Here is a 16013-nt window from a genome sequence, read left to right as displayed (position 1 = left end):
GGGGGCGGGGGCTAGGCTGCGGCCATGGTCGACACGACGCGGTGCGCGGTGGCGCTGCTGGCCCTGCTCCTGTGCGCCGGCTGCGCGGGCTGCGCCGGCACGCGCGCCGCCTCGGAGGCGGGGCCGCCCCCGGGCGGACCGTTCGACTACCAGCTCGGCGGCGCCTACGAGCCGACGGCGGACGTGGACACGGTGGTGCGCGACGCCACCGCGGAGCCCGCCGAGGGCCGCTACTCCGTCTGCTACGTCAACGGCTTCCAGACGCAGCCCCAGGAGAGCGCGCGATGGGAGGCCGAGCACCCGGACCTGCTCCTGCGGGGCGATGACGGCGAGCCCGTCGCCGACCCGGAGTGGCCGGACGAACTGCTGCTGGACACCTCCACACCCGCCGGCCGTGCGGAGGTCGCCCGCGTGGTCGGGGAGACCGTGGCCGGCTGCGCCGAACGCGGTTTCGACGCCGTGGAGTTCGACAACCTCGACTCCCACACCCGCTCCGGCGGGCGCCTGACGGCCGACGACAACCTGGAGCTGGCGTCCGCGCTCGTCGCGGGAGCCCACGAGCGGGGTCTGGCCGCCGCCCAGAAGAACGCCGCCGAGCTGACCGGGCGGGCACGGGAGGAGGCGGGGTTCGACTTCGCCGTGGCCGAGGAGTGCGCGGCCTTCGACGAGTGCGCCGCCTACACCGACGTCTACGCCACCGTCCTGGTCATCGAGTACCCGGACACCCTCGACACCCCGTTCGACCAGGTCTGCGAGGCCCCGGACACGCCCGCGACCACGATCCTGCGCGACCGCGGTCTGCTCGTGCCCGGTGACGCGAAATACCTGCGCCGGAGCTGCTGACCGGAAGGGAACCGGATCTGCGGCAGGTCCGTCTATCGGCCATGGACAACGACGACATCGACAGCACCCACGAGGACGACGCCGCTCCCGGCCGGGAGGCGATCGACGGCGCGCTGGCGCGCCTGTACCCGGGTGTCGACCCCCAGCACCTGGCGACCATGCTCCCCTGGTCCCTGGGCGGCAGGGACCCGCTCGACGGGATCAGCGCCTACCCGCGCACCGAACCGGTGCCGCACTGGCACATGGTGGGCTACGGCCTGACCGAGCTGTACACCAAGGAGTCGGACGACCCCGAGGAGTCCGGCTGGGGCTTCGAGCTGACCTTCCGCCCGGTCCGCGATCCGGACGAGGAAGCGCCCCCGATGTGGGCGGCGGCGCTGATGCAGAACCTCGCCCGCTACGTGTTCACCTCGGGCAACCGGTTCGAACCCGGTCATCGGATGAACGCCAACGGCCCCATCGCGACCGACCGCCAGGACTCGGTGGTGCGCGCGCTGGGCTTCACCGAGGACCCCGAGCTCGGCACCATCGACACCCCGCACGGCCGGGTGGTCTTCCTGCAGGTGGTCGGGCTCGCCGAGGACGAGTACGAGGCCGCCGGGCAGTGGAGCACCACGGGTGTGCTGGACCTGCTGGAGCCGACGGCGCCCCTGCACGTGACCGACGTCGACCGCGCCTCGCGGATGGCCGACCCCGCGTTCGCCGCCGCCGTCCGGGAGGGCGTGGAGCGCGACGGCTCCACCACCGGGGCGCTCTACGTGGGCGCGCTCTCCTGGGAGCTCGACGACACCGGCGCCCTGGTCCGGGTCGGGGCGCTGCAGGCCCCCGCCGTCGCCCAGACCCTGCGCGGCCGCCTGCCGTTCGGCCACGGACTGCTGTTGGAGGCCGAGGGCTCCAGCGTGGGCTTCGTGCCGGGTGAGGAGTACGCCGTCCGCGACGAGGGCGAGGGCGCCCTGACGGTGGTGGTCCCGGCGGCGGCGCTGGACGAGCTCACCGCGGCCCTGGGCCCCCGGCGCGGACTCACCTCGTTCACCCAGATGCGCGGACTGCGGTTGGAGGTCACGCCCACGGTCATGCTCGACGAATACGGGAAGGAGACGGGGGAGGTCGTCGGCTGAGGACGGGGACGGCCGCCGCCCGCAGGGGGCGGCGGCCACGCCGGGGGCACGCGATCGGGGGGCACCTGGACGGTCCCGCTCATCGGACGTGAAAAGGTCCTCTGAGGACGAGTCGGTTCTGAGGGGGAGGAAGGACGCATGTCGAGTCTGGCGATGCGGCTGCTCGCGGCGGGGCTGCGCCGGACGCGCAAGCGCCCGGTGGAGAGCGTGGACGGGGCGCGAAGACGGCTCAACGCGCCCAAGGACGACCCCGCGCCGCCCCTGTGGTTCACGCGCAAGCACCGGGTCACGCGGCGCACCGTCGACGGATTCGACAGCTACACCGTGCTCCCGGCGCAGGGGGAGCCCTCCCGGTCGGTGCTCTACGTCCACGGCGGCTCCTACGTCTCCGAGATCTCACCGTGGCACTGGGTCATGGTCGCCCACATCGTCGACGAGGGCTTCCGGGTCGAGGTTCCGATCTACGGACTGGCGCCCGAGCACACCCACCGCGAGGTGTTCGGTTTCCTGGTGGCGGTCTACCGCGACCTGCTGGCCTACACCTCCCCCGAACGCACCGTGTTCGCCGGGGACTCCGCGGGCGCCGGGCTCGCCCTCGCCCTCACCCAGGACCTGCCGGCCCACGGCCTGCCCCGGCCCGCCCGGCTCCTGCTCATCTCGCCGTGGGTGGACCTGACGCTCTCCCACCCGGACATCCCGCGCATCGAGGTCCGCGACCCCTGGCTGAGCCCGGTGTGGCTCCGGGAGGCCGCCCGGGCCTGGGCCGGGGGCGACGACCCCGCGCTGCCCTCCCTGAGCCCGATCAACGGGCCCCTGGAGGACCTGCCGCCCGTGGACCTGTACATCGGAACCGCCGACGTGTTCCACCCCGACACCCGGCGGCTGAACGACCTGATCGCCCTGGCGGGCGGCACCCCGGACCTGTACGAGGAGGAGGGCGCGATCCACGTCTTCCCGCTCGTGCCGTCCCCTGAGGGGAGGCGGGCCCGGGCCCACATCCTGCGCACGCTCCGGACGGTCTGAGGGGCGGCCGCGGCCTCGCCCATGGTGGGCGCCGGACGCGCTTCGATCCGTCCGGGTCTAGGATGCGGGGCGTGAACCGACCTACCACGAACGCGGCCGAGGCCCATCCCCACCAGGGCGCGGTGCGCGAGATCCCCACCGCCAAGAACGCGACCAGGCTCGTCTACGCACCCGAACGCGACGGCCTCGCCGACGCGGGCGAGGTGGTGTGGACCTGGGTCCCCTTCGAGGAGGACCCGGCCCAGGGCAAGGACCGGCCCATGCTGGTGGTCGGCCGCCGCTCGGGCCGGCTGCACGGCCTGATGCTGTCCTCCCAGCGGCCCGACCACCACGAGCGCGAGGACTGGCTGCCCATCGGCTCCGGCGCCTGGGACCGCGAGCGGCGGGACTCCTTCATCCGGGTCGACCGCCTCTTCGAGTTCGACGAGGAGTCCATCCGCCGCGAGGCCGCGGTCATGGACGAGGAGCTGTTCTGGCTGGTCGCCGACGTCCTGCGCAGCCGCTACGGCTGGAAGTGAGCACGGTTCCGTGCCGCCCGGCCACGCGGCCGGGCGGCACGGACCGCCCCGGTTCGCGGCGATGAGCCGGATGCTCACCCAGGTCCGCCAGACCGACACCGCCGAACTGGACGCGCAGACGGCTGCGGGGTTCTTGTGGGTGGCCTCGGGCAACACCGACATCCAACAACAGGCCTTGAAGGACTTCGACCAGGCGATCTCCCACTTCCTGGGCGGCACCCACGGCTACCCGACCTGGCGCAATAAGCACCGCAATGAGGGGTTCCGGGTGATCGGCACCAGCCGGGTCCCCGCCACCGCCCCCGATGGTGAACCCTTGCTGAACGCCAAGGGCAAGCAGGTCATGCACCGCAAAGCCCTGGTGCGGAAGTTGAACAGCAAGTGGGGGCAGGTCAAGGTGCCCGGCTGCGGATGGGTGCGCTTGCGGCTGACCCGCCGTGAGCTGCCCGACGCCAAGTCCTTCCGGATCACCTACCGGGGCGGGCAGTGGCATGTGGCCTTCGCCCTGGTCCCTGACCCGGTCCCGGGCCCGGGCGATGGGTCGGGCCAACGCACCGGCCACAAGGCCCCGGGCCGGGTGGAGGACGTGCCCGCCAAGAACACCAGTCTGCGTGGTAGCGACTGCCATTGGGTCGATGAGAACTCGCGTCAGAACCAAGCCGAGTTCGTCTGCACTCACTGCGGTTTTTCCTGCAACGCCGACACCAATGCTTCCCTTAATGTCGCGGCAGGACAGGACGCCAGTCCCGTACCCCGGCGGGTGTGTGCCGGAGGGGTGATACCGCGTCCGCGGTCAAGCGCCCGTGAACCCCAGCAACGCCAACTCGCTCTGATGTGGTAGCTGGAATCCCCTGCCCTTTCAGGCAGGGGAGGATGTCAAACTGTGGGCGGCGCCGCCCACCGGACGGTCCGGCCCGCTACGCTGGAAACCGACCACCGGAGTGCCCGTGCGAGGGGCGCGCCAGGGTTCTGCAGGAGGAGACGGGGCCGCAGCGAGCTTGCGAGCAAGGCAAGTCGACGACGAAGAACCCTGGCCTCCGGGCGCCCCGAGCCCCGTCGCGAGCTTGCGAGCGCGTAGAAGACACGGAGAGAACGCCATGAGTGACATCGAGCGCGAGGTCCACGCGGTCGCCGCCCGTGCCAAGGACGCGGCGGCCGACCTGGCGCCGCTCAGCCGGGCCGTGAAGGACGCCGCACTGCTGGCCGTCGCCGACAACCTCGTCAAGCGCGCCGACGAGATCACCGCCGCCAACGCCGAGGACGTCGAGCGGGCCAGGGCGGAGGGCACCACGCCGGCGATGATCGACCGGCTCACCCTCACCCCGCAGCGCGTGGAGGCCATCGCCGACGCCGTGCGCGAGATCGTCGAGCTCCCGGACCCGGTGGGCGAGTCGGTGCGCGGCGGCGTGCTGCCCAACGGCCTGGACCTGCGCCAGATCCGGGTGCCGCTCGGCGTGATCGGCATCATCTACGAGGGCCGGCCCAACGTCACCGTGGACGCCGCGGCCCTGTGCCTCAAGAGCGGCAACGCGGTGCTCCTGCGCGGCTCCTCCTCCGCCTACGCCTCCAACAGCGCGATCGTGGCGGTCCTGCGGGAGGCCCTGGAGGGCACCGGCGTCCCGGTCGACGCCGTCCAGCTGGTGCCCGGCCGCGCCCGTGAGTCCGCCACGGCCCTGATGCGGGCCCGCGGACTGGTCGACGTGCTCATCCCGCGCGGCGGCAAGACGCTCATCCAGTCGGTCGTGCGCGACTCCACCGTCCCGGTCATCGAGACCGGCGAGGGGCTGTGCCACGTCTACGTGGACGCCGACGCCGACCTCGACAAGGCCGTGGCCATCGCCACCAACTCCAAGGCCCAGCGCTGCTCGGTGTGCAACTCCGCCGAGACCCTGCTGGTCCACGCCGACGTGGCCGAGGCCTTCCTGCCCCGCGTGCTGGCCTCCCTGGCCGAGGCCGGGGTGACGGTGCACGGCGACGACCGCGTCCGGTCGGTCGCCGCCGTCCACGGCTCCCCGGCGACCGTGGTCGAGGCCACCGAGGAGGACTGGGCCACCGAGTACCTGTCCATGGACCTGGCCGTGCGCGTGGTGCCCACCATCGACGACGCGCTCGCGCACATCCGGCGGTACTCCACCCAGCACACCGAGGCCATCGTCACCGACTCGCTGCGGGAGTCCCGCTACTTCGTCTCCCGGGTGGACTCCGCCGCGGTCATGGTCAACGCCTCCACGCGCTTCACCGACGGTGGCGAGTTCGGCTTCGGAGCGGAGATCGGCATCTCCACCCAGAAGCTGCACGCCCGCGGACCGATGGGGCTCATCGAGATGACCTCCACGAAGTACGTGGTCACCGGGGACGGCCACCTGAAGTAGCCGCCCACGCCCGCCGCCCGTGCCCGCCGCCGGTGGCGCACGTCCGCGGCCGTGCGCACGGCGCCGCCCCGCGAGGCCGCCCGGAGTTCCGGGCGGCCTTTCGCACGTCCGACGCCCGCACCGTGCATTCGCGCGGTCCGAACTCGATTGGGCACGCGGATCATTCTCGTGCCGGAAACCTGGACGGAAGCGGATATTCGTCCAAAGAGGATTCCCAAAGCGATCACGAGTCGGTAGCTTCGCTGAGGTGTCACGGTGCTCTCCCCGCTCTCGGTTCCCGAGGAGCGCCTGTCCCCCGCAGTCACCACGAGAGGAACCCCCTCGCATGAATCTCCGGAACAAGGCCGCGACCGTGGCCGTGGCGGCCATCGCCGTCGGCGGATCCACCCTGATGGCTACTCCGGCCCACGCCGACCTGGTCACCCTGTGCTCGGGACACGGAGGTGCGATCACCCTGCCCACCGACCTGGCGGTCCCCGCGGGCGAGAGCTGCCTTCTGGACGGCACCGTCGTCCAGGGCGACGTGACCGTCCGCCAGGGCGCCAACCTGCACATCATCGGCGGTGAGATCGAGGGTGAGGTGATCGTCCGCAAGGACGGCTACTTCGACGCCTCGGAGAGCTCGATCGGCGACCGGGTCGTCAACCGCGGCTCCTACGGCACCTACCTGGAGGACAGCTCCGCCGGCGCCGCCCTGCGCACGGTCCCCGTCGACGGGGCCGACAACGACGGCTTCGCCTACGTCGTCGACTCCAGCGTCCGCACCGTCAACGCCTCCACCGGCACGGTCTACGTGAGCGGCTCGCGCGTGGGCGGAGCGGTCACCGCCGAGGGCGTGGAGTTCGCCGACTTCTACGACTCCGTCGTGCGCGGCGACCTCACGGTCACCGGTGCCACCAGCGGCGGCATCCTGTGCGACAGCGAGGTGATCGGCAACGCCACGTTCACCGCCGGCACCGGTCCGGTCGCGGTCGGCGCGGGAGAGCAGGCGGACTTCTGCGCGTCGGTCAACTACGTGGACGGTGACCTGACCGTCAGCGACATCACCGGCGGCGCCTACCTCGACAACAACATCGTCGGCGGCGACCTGGTCACCTCCGGCAACGAGCCCACCGCCCAGGTCGGCGACGCCAACCGCGTGCGCGGCGAGATCCTCACCGAGGAGGTCGCCCTGCGCGCCCTGGCCGCCGCCGTCACCGAGGAGTTCGCCGAGCACGAGGACGAACTGCAGGGCGAGGTCGAGGAGGCGCGCTCCGAGACCGTCGACGAGGCGATGGAGGCCGGTCCCGCCTTCTAGGGACAGTGACGCGTGTCCGGTCCCCACAACCGGGCCCCGGTCCCCACAACCGGGCGAACACGAACATCGAAGCAGCGCCGACGGGCCCCACACCGTCGGCGCTGTCGTGTGTCCGGGGGTCGTGGCCGAGGGGTTGCGGGACGCCTGGACCGGTCTTCGGGAACACGTCGGCATGGTCGGCCGCGGCCCGGGGGAAGGAACCGGACGAGGGGCCGAGGAGGAGGGTGGGGGAGCCGCATGCTTCTATGTTGGAACCATGACGACGGTCATGGCCGAGTGATACAGTCCACACATGGCTGACTCCGTGCGGCGTGTCGTGGTCTCGGGAGGATCCGGCGGTATCGGACGGGCGATCGTGATCGCGCTCGCTTCCGAGGGGTACGAGGTCGTGGCCCTCGGGCGCGACTCCGCACGCCTGGCCGCCCTGGAACGGGAGGCCGGCGCCTACCGTCTGGCCGTGCGCACCCAGGTGTGCGATCTGCGCGACGAACAGCAGGTGGTCTCCGTCGCCGAGCGGCTCGAACCCGTCTCGGTCCTGGTCAACAACGCCGGGACCGCGCGGACGGCGCCCCTGCGCGGGACCGGGCTGGAGCTGTGGGAGGACCAGATCCGCGTCAACGCGACCTCCGCCTTCCTGCTCACCCGCACCCTGCTCGACGGCATGGTCGAACGCGACCACGGCCGGGTGGTGTTCATCGCCTCCACCGCCGCGCTGGTCGGCGCCCGCTACACCGCCGCCTACACCGCCTCCAAGCACGCCATGCTGGGGCTGGCCCGTGCCGTGGCGGCCGAGGTGTCCGGCACCGGTGTCACCAGCAACGCCGTGTGCCCCACGTTCGTCCGCAGCCCCATGACCGACCGCTCGGTGGCCCACATCGTCGAGCGCACCGGGCGCGACGCGGAGCAGGCCGAGGCCGCCCTGGCCGCCGCCTCGCCCCTGGGCCGTCTCGTCGAGCCGGAGGAGGTGGCCGCGGCCGTCGCCTACTTCGTGAGCCCCGCGGCGCGGGCGGTCAACGGTCAGACCCTGACCATCGACGGAGGAGGCATCCACTCGTGAGCCCGTTCCGGGGGTCCGTACCCCTGACCGACCGCTGGGACCACTTCGACCTCCACCGCGCCGACGGTGTGGCGACGGTGACACTCGACCGCCCCGACAAGCTCAACGCCCTGACCTTCGAGGCCTACGCGGACCTGCGCGACCTGCTGCTCGAACTCCCGCACCGCGGCGACACCCGGGTCCTGGTCCTGCGGGGGAGGGGACGCGGGTTCTGCTCCGGCGGCGACGTCGACGAGATCATCGGCGCGACCCTGGGGATGGAACCCGACGACCTGCTGGCCTTCACCCGGATGACCGGCGAGGTGGTCAAGGCCATGCGCGAGTGCCCGGTCCCGGTGATCGCGGGCGTGCACGGCGTCGCGGCCGGCGCCGGGTCGGTGCTCGCCCTGGCCGCCGACTTCCGCGTGGTGGCCCGGTCGGCGCGGTTCGCGTTCCTCTTCACCAAGGTGGGGCTCTCCGGCGCCGACATGGGCGCCGCCTACCTGCTGCCGCGTGTGGTCGGGCTCGGCCACGCCACCAGGCTGCTGATGCTGGGCGACACCATCGGGGCCGAGGAGGCCGACCGCTGTGGTCTGGTGAGCGAACTCGTCGACGACGAGGCCCTGGACTCCGCGGTCGCCGCCCTGGCCGAGCGGCTGGCGGGCGGGCCCGCGTTCGGCTACGCCCAGACCAAGGCACTGCTCTCCCGCGAGCTGGACATGAACCTGTCCGGGTCGATCGAGCTGGAGGCCATGACCCAGGCACTGCTGATGAAGAGCGCCGACTACGCCGAGTTCCACGCCGCCTTCACCGGCAAGCGCCGACCTGAATGGAAGGGCCGATGATGGAACCGGAACCGCGTCCCCTCCCGCCGGAGGAACTCCCGCCCAATCCCATGCTGCCGACCCCGCACACCCTCATCAACCCGCCCGAACTCGGGCCCCCGGTGGGCTTCTCGCACGCCGTGGTCACGGCGCCGGGCACGCTGGTCCACCTGGCCGGGCAGATCGGCTCCGGGGCGGACGGCCGTGTGGCCGCCGCGGGGCTCACCGATCAGTTCGACCTCGCGCTGGCCAACGTGGTGACCGCGGTGCGGGCCGCGGGCGCCGCCCCCGAGCACCTCGTCAGCCTCACCGTCTACACCACCGACGTCCCCGGCTACCGGGTCGCGGCCGGGGAGCTCGGTCGGGTCTACCGGCGCCATCTGGGGCGCCACTACCCGGCGATGGCCCTGTTCGGAGTGACGGACCTGTACGACCCCGAGGCGCTGGTCGAGCTCGTCGGCCTGGCCGTCATCCCCGACTGACCACGGAGCGCACGTGCGCCAGGCCGGGCTCGCGCAGCCGGGCGTGCAGGTCGAAGAACACGCGTGAGGCCCGGCTGCCCGCCCACGGGCCGGGCAGCAGCTCCGGCGGCAGGCCCGGGTCCAGGTAGGGCATCCGCCGCCAGGCGTCGACGGTCCGCAGGTGGTCGGCGAAGGCCGCCGCCCGCGGGTCGGACGCTCCGTGGGGCCCGGCCGCTCCGGCGCGGCGCCAGGCGCCCAGCACGGGCTCGTGCTCGGACAGGAACTCCTGGTACATCGCCTGGAGGGCGGGTAGGTCCCACCAGTGGGCCACCGCCTCGCCCAGATCCCGAAAGTCCAGGTGGGCGGCGTGGAAGAGGTCCGCGTAGCCGTCCATGCCCAGGTCGCGCAGGGCCTGGCGCGCCTGGTCGGTCATGTGCGCGGGCGCGATCCACACCCCGGCGGCGGTCGTGCCGAACCCGAGCCTGGTCAGCCGTGAGCGCAGCGCGTGGCGGCGGCGGCGCTCGGACTCGGGCACGGAGAAGACCACGAGCACCCAGCCGTCGCCGACCCTGGCCACCTGGTGGCCGAAGATCCGGCGGTCGCCCTCGGCGAGGATGCGCCGCCCCTCGTCGGAGAGCCGGTACCCGGCCACACCGCCGAGGCGTTCGGGGACCAATAGGCCCCGCCTTTTGAGCCGGGAGACCGCCGAGCGGACCGAGGGCGCGTCGACGCCGAGCTCGGCCATGAGGGCGATGAGGTCGGCGACGCTGATCCAACCGCCGATATCGCGGGCGTAGGTGCCGAAGAACGAGACGATCAGCGAGCGCGGGCGGCGGTTGACCCTCTCGGTGTCCCCGGTCGCGGCCGGAGGTGCCTGTTCGCTGTTTGACGTCACGGGCACACGATAGCGCGGTCGCTCCGGCGCTCTCCGGGGTGTCCCGCGCCGGGGGTGGGGCGCGTGGGCACGGTCGACAAGTCATGTCGCTCTCTTGACGGCCGTCATGCATCCTGTAGATTCTGGACTGTGGGATGGATCACTACGAGAGTCGAGGTCGCCCATGGGGTTCTCCCTGACCGACGCCGATCGCGCGTTCGCCGAGTGGGTGGAGGTGCGCGCCGCCGAACTCGCGTCCTCCGGGAGCCCGCAGGCGCCGCCGGGCCGGGTCGACCGCGGCCTGCTGCGCCGGCTGGCCGGGGCGGGCCTGCTCTCGGCGCTCTTCCCCGGGGCCGCGGGCGCCGACGGCCCCCCGCGGGAGGCCCCCGCCACCCGGATCTGCCTGCTCCGCGAACGGTTGGCCCGCGTCGACACCCACGCGGAGACCGCGCTGGCCCTGCAGGGCCTGGGCACCTATCCGATCCTGCAGTCCGGCACCGACGAGCAGCGCCGGCGGTGGATCCCCGCGGCGGCCTCCGGCACGGCCGTGGCCGCCTTCGCCCTCACCGAGCCCGGCGCCGGATCCGACGCCGCCGCCCTCGCGCTGGCGGCCAGCCCCCACGGGGACGGCTGGCGCCTGCACGGCGAGAAGACCTGGATCTCCAACGCGCCCGACGCCGACTTCTACACGGTCTTCGCCCGCACCACCCCGGATACCCGGTCTCGGGGCGTGACCGCCTTCCTCGTGCCCGCCGACCGCCCCGGCCTGTCCGGCACGCCGCTGGAGATGCTCTCCCCGCACGCCTTGGGCCACCTGGTTCTGGACGGTGTCCCCGTCGGCCCCGACGACGTCATCGGCAGCCCCGACCAGGGCTTTCCCGTCGCCATGCGCACCCTCGACCTCTTCCGCCCCAGCGTCGGCGCGTTCGCCGTGGGCATGGCCGACGCCGCGCTGGCCGCCGCCCGCGCGCACACCCGTGACCGCCACGCCTTCGGCGGCCCCCTGGACCGGCTCCAGACGGTCTCCCACACCCTGGCCGAGATGGCCACGCGCACCGAGGCCGCCCGCCTGCTGGTCTACTCCGCCGCGCAGGAGTACGACTCGGGGGGCGACGCCGTCACCGTCCGCTCGGCCATGGCCAAGCTCTTCGCCACCGAGACCGCCCAGTACGTCGTGGACGCCGCCGTCCAGCTGCACGGAGCCCGTGCGCTGGAACGCGGCCACCTGCTCGAACACCTCTACCGCGAGGTCCGCGCACCCCGCGTCTACGAAGGCGCATCGGAGGTGCAGCGCCAGATCATCGCCCGGCACTTCTAGCCCGACACCTCTGGCCCGGCACTCCTGAACCGGCACTCCTGAACCGGGGCCTCCGGCCGGAGCCGTCCGCCGCGTAGGCCGCGCGCCCGGCGCGGCACCCGTCGTCACCGCCCGCCCGACACTCGCAGCCCCGCACCAGGTTCCGACCGGAGGCATCCATGTCGTCCCTGTCACCCACCGGCCACGTCGACACCTTCACCCGCGACCACCTGCCGCCGCCGGACCAGTGGCCCGTGCTCTCGTTCGACCACGGCCCGTCCTATCCCGACCGCCTCAACTGCGCCGAGGAGCTCCTGGACGGCACCATCGCCGCCCACGGCGCGCAACGCGCGTGCCTGACCGGCGAGGACGAGTCCTGGACCTACGGCGAACTGCGCGACCGCGTCGACAGGATCGCGCACGTCCTGGTCGAGGAGACCGGTCTGGTCCCCGGCCGGCGCGTCCTGCTGCGCGGCCCCAACTCCCCGTGGACCGCCGCCTGCTGGCTCGCCGTCCTCAAGGCCGGCGGCGTGGTGGTCACCGTCCTGCCCGTCCTGCGCGCCACCGAGCTGGCCACCGTCCTGCGCGCCGCCCGCGTCACCCACGCCCTGTGCGACGCCCGCTTCCTGGAGGACCTGTCCGCCGCGTGCGCCGACGTCGCCGACGAGCCGGGCGCCGCGCCCACGGTCCTGGCCTACGGGGGCGCGGGCACCGACGACCTCACCGTCCGCGCCCAGCGCCACCCCGCCCCCTTCACCGCGGTCCGCGTCGCCGCCGACGACGCCTGCATGATCGCCTACACCTCCGGCACCACCGGAGCGCCCAAGGGCTGCGTGCACTTCCACCGCGACGTCCTGATGATCGCCGACACCTACTCCGCGCGGGTGCTCCGCCCCACCCCCGACGACGTCTTCACCGGCAGCCCGCCCTTCGGGTTCACGTTCGGCCTCGGCGGCCTGCTCGTCTTCCCCCTGCGCGCGGGCGCCTCCTCCGTCCTGCTGGAGCGCCCCCGTCCCGAAGCCCTCCTGGACGCGGTCTCCGAACGCGGCGCCACCATCGTGTTCACCGCGCCCACCGCCTATCGGGCCATGCTCGCGCGCCTGGACGGCCACGACCTGTCCGGCCTGCGCCGGTGCGTCTCGGCCGGGGAACACCTGCCCGCCGCCACCTGGCAGGCCTGGTACGAGGCGACCGGGGTGCGCATGCTCGACGGCATCGGGGCCACCGAGATGCTGCACATCTTCGTCTCCTCCTCCGACGACCGCCTGCGCCCCGGGTCGACCGGCGTGCCGGTCCCCGGGTTCACCGCCGCCGTCCTGGACGACCACGGCCGGCCCGTGCCCGACGGAGAGCCCGGCCACCTGGCGATCCGGGGCCCGATCGGCTGCCGCTACCTCGCCGACGAGCGCCAGACCACCTACGTCCGGCACGGGTGGAACTACACCGGTGACACCTACGTCCGCGACGAGGACGGCTACCTGTGGTACCGGGCGCGCAGCGACGACATGATCGTCTCCGCCGGCTACAACATCTCCCCGGCGGAGGTGGAGGAGGCCCTGCTCACCGCACCGGAGGTGGAGGAGACCGCCGTCGTGGGCGTGACCGACCCCGAGCGCGGACAGATCGCGCGCGCCTACGTGGTCCTGCGCGAGGGCACCGCACCCGGAGACGACACCGCGACCCGGCTCAAGGAGCACGTGCGCGCGAGGATCAGCCCCTACAAGACCCCGCGCTCCATCGAGTTCCTGGCCGCGCTGCCGCGCACGGCCACCGGCAAGCTCCAGCGCTTCAAGCTCCGCGAGGCGCCCTGAGCCGGTTCCGGCCCGAGGCGGACGCGGATCGGACGCGGATCGGACACGGACCGGGCCGGGCCGCGAGCACGAGCAGGAACGGCACTCCAGCAGAAAGGCGGGCGGCATGCGCATCGCATGCGTCGGAGGCGGCCCCGGCGGCCTCTACTTCGCGGCACTGGCCAAGCGGCTCGGCCCCGCGCATGAGATCACCGTGTACGAGCGCAACGCGCCCGACGACACGTTCGGCTTCGGCGTGGTGCTGTCCGACGAGACCCTCGGCGGCATCGAGCACGCCGACCCGCACGTGTACGCCGCGCTCTCCGCCGAGTTCGCCCGGTGGGACGACATCGACATCCACTACCGGGGCGACGTCGTCACCTCCGGCGGCCACGGGTTCGCCGCGATCGGGCGCCGCCGCCTCCTGCAGATCCTGCGCGCCCGCTGCGGCGCGCTCGGCGTCGAAGTGCGCACCCGGACCGCGGCCCCGCCCGCCGCCGAGCTGGCCCGCACCCACGACCTCGTCGTGGCAGCCGACGGCGCCAACAGCGCGACCCGCGCCGCGCACGCCGACGCGTTCGGCACCACCCTCGACCGTCGCCGCAACCGGTTCATGTGGCTGGGCACCGACCTGGTCTTCGACGCCTTCAAGTTCCACGTCCTGGAGACCCCGCACGGCGTGATGCAGCTGCACTGCTACCCCTACGCCACGGACACCAGCACCTTCCTGGTGGAGATGCACGAGGACGTGTGGCGCGCGGCCGGGTTCGCCGACCTCGCCGCCGAACAGGACCCGGCGCCGGGAGCGAGTGACACCGAGAGCGTCGCCCGCTGCGAGAAGCTCTTCGCCGACGTCCTGGACGGGCACCGCCTGCGGCCCAACCACTCGCGCTGGCAGAGCTTCACCACCGTGCGCAACGCCACCTGGCGGCACGGCAACACCGTGCTGCTGGGCGACGCCGCCCACACCGCGCACTTCTCCATCGGCTCGGGCACCAAACTCGCCATGGAGGACGCCCTGGCCCTGGCCGCCTGTGTGCACGAGCACGACACCGTCGCCGCCGCCCTGGCCGCCTACGAGGACGAGCGCGCCCCGGTGGTGGCCAGCACGCAAAGGGCCGCCCAGGCCAGCCTGGAGTGGTTCGAGGACATCGATCGCCACGTGGGCCAGGAACCCGTCCAGTTCGCGTTCAACCTGCTCACCCGCAGCCGCCGGGTCACCTATGACAACCTGCGCCTGCGCGACCCCGAGTTCGTCGCCCGCGTCGACGACTGGTTCGCGGGCCAGGTCGCGGGCGGTGGCGACACCGCGTCGGACGCCTTCGGGGCCGGGACCGGGCCGGGTGCGAGCCCGCCGACCGCCGAACGGCGGCCCCCCATGTTCCACCCCTTCCGGCTGGGGCCGACCGCACTCGTCAACCGCGTCGTGGTCTCGGCCATGGACATGTACTCGGCCGTGGACGGCACCCCGCAGGACTTCCACCTGGTCCACCTGGGCGGCAAGGCGCTGGGAGGGGCGGGCCTGGTCATGACCGAGATGGTGTGCGTGTCGGCCGAAGGACGCATCACCCCCGGCTGCACCGGCATGTACCGCCCCGAGCACGAGACCGCCTGGCGCCGCGTCACCGACTTCGTGCACGAGCACTCCCAGGCCCGGATCGGGATCCAGCTCGGCCACTCCGGGCGCAAGGGCTCCACCCGGGTGATGTGGGAGGGCATCGATCAGCCCCTGGCCGAGGACAACTGGCCCGTCGTGGCCCCCTCGCCGCTGCCGTACCGGCCCGGGGTGAACCAGGTCCCGCGCGAGCTCGACGCCGCGGCCATGGCGGCGATCCGCGATGACTTCACCGCCGCCGCGCGGGCCGCCGACCGGGCGGGGTTCGATCTCCTCGAACTGCACTGCGCCCACGGCTACCTGCTCTCCAGCTTCCTGTCGCCGGTCACCAACCACCGGAGCGACCGGTACGGCGGCGACCTGCGGGGGCGGCTGCGCTACCCGCTGGAGGTCCTGTCCGCGGTGCGCGAGGCCTGGCCCGGACACAAGGCGCTCACGGTGCGCATCTCCGCGACCGACTGGGTCGAGGAGGGCACCACGGCGGAGGATGCCGTGGCCATCGCCCGCGCGTTCGCCCGAGCCGGGGCCGACGCCATCGACGTCTCCACCGGACAGGTCACCCCCGACGAACGGCCCGCCTTCGGGCGCAGCTACCAGGTGCCGTTCGCGGAGCGGATCCGCGGGGAGGCGGGAGTGCCCGTGATCGCGGTCGGGGCGATCGCGTCCTACGATGACGTCAACTCCACCGTCCTGGCCGGCCGCGCCGACCTGTGCGCGCTCGCCCGCCCGCACCTGTACGACCCGCACTGGACCCTGCACGCCGCGGCCGAGCAGGGCTACACGGGGCCGGGGGCCACCTGGCCGACGCCGTTCCGGGCGGGCAGCCGCAAGCCGCCCACCGGACGCACGGACGGCCCCCGTCCGAGGCTGGAGCTGCTGGAGGGTCGGACCGGGACCGGGACCCGGCACCTGCGCTGGCGCCCGGGCGGGGGACACTGACCCGAC

At 73.1% G+C, this 16013-nt stretch carries 14 protein-coding genes; 13 read left to right on the top strand and 1 reads right to left on the bottom strand.

The genetic code is table 11. The annotated features are described in order from the left end of the window. Window positions 1-24 precede the first annotated feature (24 nt). The 10 genes from DFP74_RS02140 to DFP74_RS02095 all read left to right on the top strand — a co-directional run bounded on the left by DFP74_RS02140 (window position 25) and on the right by DFP74_RS02095 (window position 9513). Window positions 25-843, top strand: coding sequence for an endo alpha-1,4 polygalactosaminidase (locus tag DFP74_RS02140; protein ID WP_121180160.1), 819 nt, complete (start codon window positions 25-27; stop codon window positions 841-843). Window positions 844-884: 41 nt separating this feature from the next. Next, complete coding sequence (locus DFP74_RS02135) at window positions 885-1961, top strand: suppressor of fused domain protein (protein ID WP_121180159.1); 1077 nt, start codon at window positions 885-887, stop codon at window positions 1959-1961. 138 nt (window positions 1962-2099) lie between these two features. Beyond that, on the top strand, window positions 2100-2984 hold the full coding sequence (locus DFP74_RS02130; RefSeq protein ID WP_121180158.1) for an alpha/beta hydrolase: 885 nt from the start codon (window positions 2100-2102) through the stop codon (window positions 2982-2984). 71 nt (window positions 2985-3055) lie between these two features. Then, a complete protein-coding gene (locus DFP74_RS02125; RefSeq protein ID WP_121180157.1) occupies window positions 3056-3502 on the top strand; it encodes a type II toxin-antitoxin system PemK/MazF family toxin in 447 nt (148 codons plus the stop codon). Window positions 3503-3572: 70 nt separating this feature from the next. Next, a complete protein-coding gene (locus tag DFP74_RS02120; protein ID WP_233570761.1) occupies window positions 3573-4343 on the top strand; it encodes a transposase in 771 nt (256 codons plus the stop codon). Between the two features lie 256 nt (window positions 4344-4599). Further along, entirely contained in the window at window positions 4600-5874 is a 1275-nt protein-coding gene (locus tag DFP74_RS02115) for a glutamate-5-semialdehyde dehydrogenase (protein ID WP_121180155.1), read from the top strand. Between the two features lie 325 nt (window positions 5875-6199). Further along, complete coding sequence (locus DFP74_RS02110) at window positions 6200-7171, top strand: hypothetical protein (protein WP_121180154.1); 972 nt, start codon at window positions 6200-6202, stop codon at window positions 7169-7171. A gap of 292 nt (window positions 7172-7463) precedes the next feature. Continuing rightward, window positions 7464-8228 carry an SDR family NAD(P)-dependent oxidoreductase gene (locus tag DFP74_RS02105; RefSeq protein WP_121180153.1) on the top strand — a complete coding sequence of 255 codons (765 nt, stop codon included), beginning with the start codon at window positions 7464-7466 and terminating at the stop codon, window positions 8226-8228. Beyond that, entirely contained in the window at window positions 8225-9052 is an 828-nt protein-coding gene (locus tag DFP74_RS02100) for an enoyl-CoA hydratase family protein (protein WP_121180152.1), read from the top strand. Before DFP74_RS02105 ends, DFP74_RS02100 begins: the two co-directional genes overlap by 4 nt. Beyond that, on the top strand, window positions 9052-9513 hold the full coding sequence (locus DFP74_RS02095) for a RidA family protein (RefSeq protein ID WP_199725854.1): 462 nt from the start codon (window positions 9052-9054) through the stop codon (window positions 9511-9513). Before DFP74_RS02100 ends, DFP74_RS02095 begins: the two co-directional genes overlap by 1 nt. Here DFP74_RS02095 and DFP74_RS02090 read toward each other — a convergent pair. Next, window positions 9500-10387, bottom strand: a complete 888-nt coding sequence (locus tag DFP74_RS02090; RefSeq protein WP_121187971.1) for a PaaX family transcriptional regulator C-terminal domain-containing protein — start codon at window positions 10385-10387, stop codon at window positions 9500-9502. The two genes, DFP74_RS02095 and DFP74_RS02090, sit on opposite strands and share 14 nt — an antisense overlap. Before the next feature lie 163 nt (window positions 10388-10550). On the opposite strand from DFP74_RS02090, the gene DFP74_RS02085 reads away from it, so the two are divergent. From DFP74_RS02085 to DFP74_RS02075, 3 genes are all read left to right on the top strand, one after another. Next, window positions 10551-11684 (top strand): acyl-CoA dehydrogenase family protein, encoded by a 1134-nt coding sequence (locus DFP74_RS02085; protein ID WP_121180151.1) that lies wholly within the window; start codon window positions 10551-10553, stop codon window positions 11682-11684. 158 nt (window positions 11685-11842) lie between these two features. Further along, window positions 11843-13474: an AMP-binding protein gene (locus tag DFP74_RS02080; protein WP_121180150.1), complete on the top strand. Its 1632-nt coding sequence runs from the start codon at window positions 11843-11845 to the stop codon at window positions 13472-13474. 106 nt (window positions 13475-13580) lie between these two features. Continuing rightward, a complete protein-coding gene (locus tag DFP74_RS02075) occupies window positions 13581-16007 on the top strand; it encodes a bifunctional salicylyl-CoA 5-hydroxylase/oxidoreductase (RefSeq protein WP_121180149.1) in 2427 nt (808 codons plus the stop codon). Window positions 16008-16013: the final 6 nt, after the last annotated feature.

The sequence above is a fragment of the Nocardiopsis sp. Huas11 genome (genome assembly GCF_003634495.1).
Classification (GTDB): Bacteria; Actinomycetota; Actinomycetes; order Streptosporangiales; family Streptosporangiaceae; genus Nocardiopsis.
The sequence above is the reverse complement of the archived record's forward strand: the minus strand, read 5'-3'. Positions and strand labels throughout refer to the sequence as shown.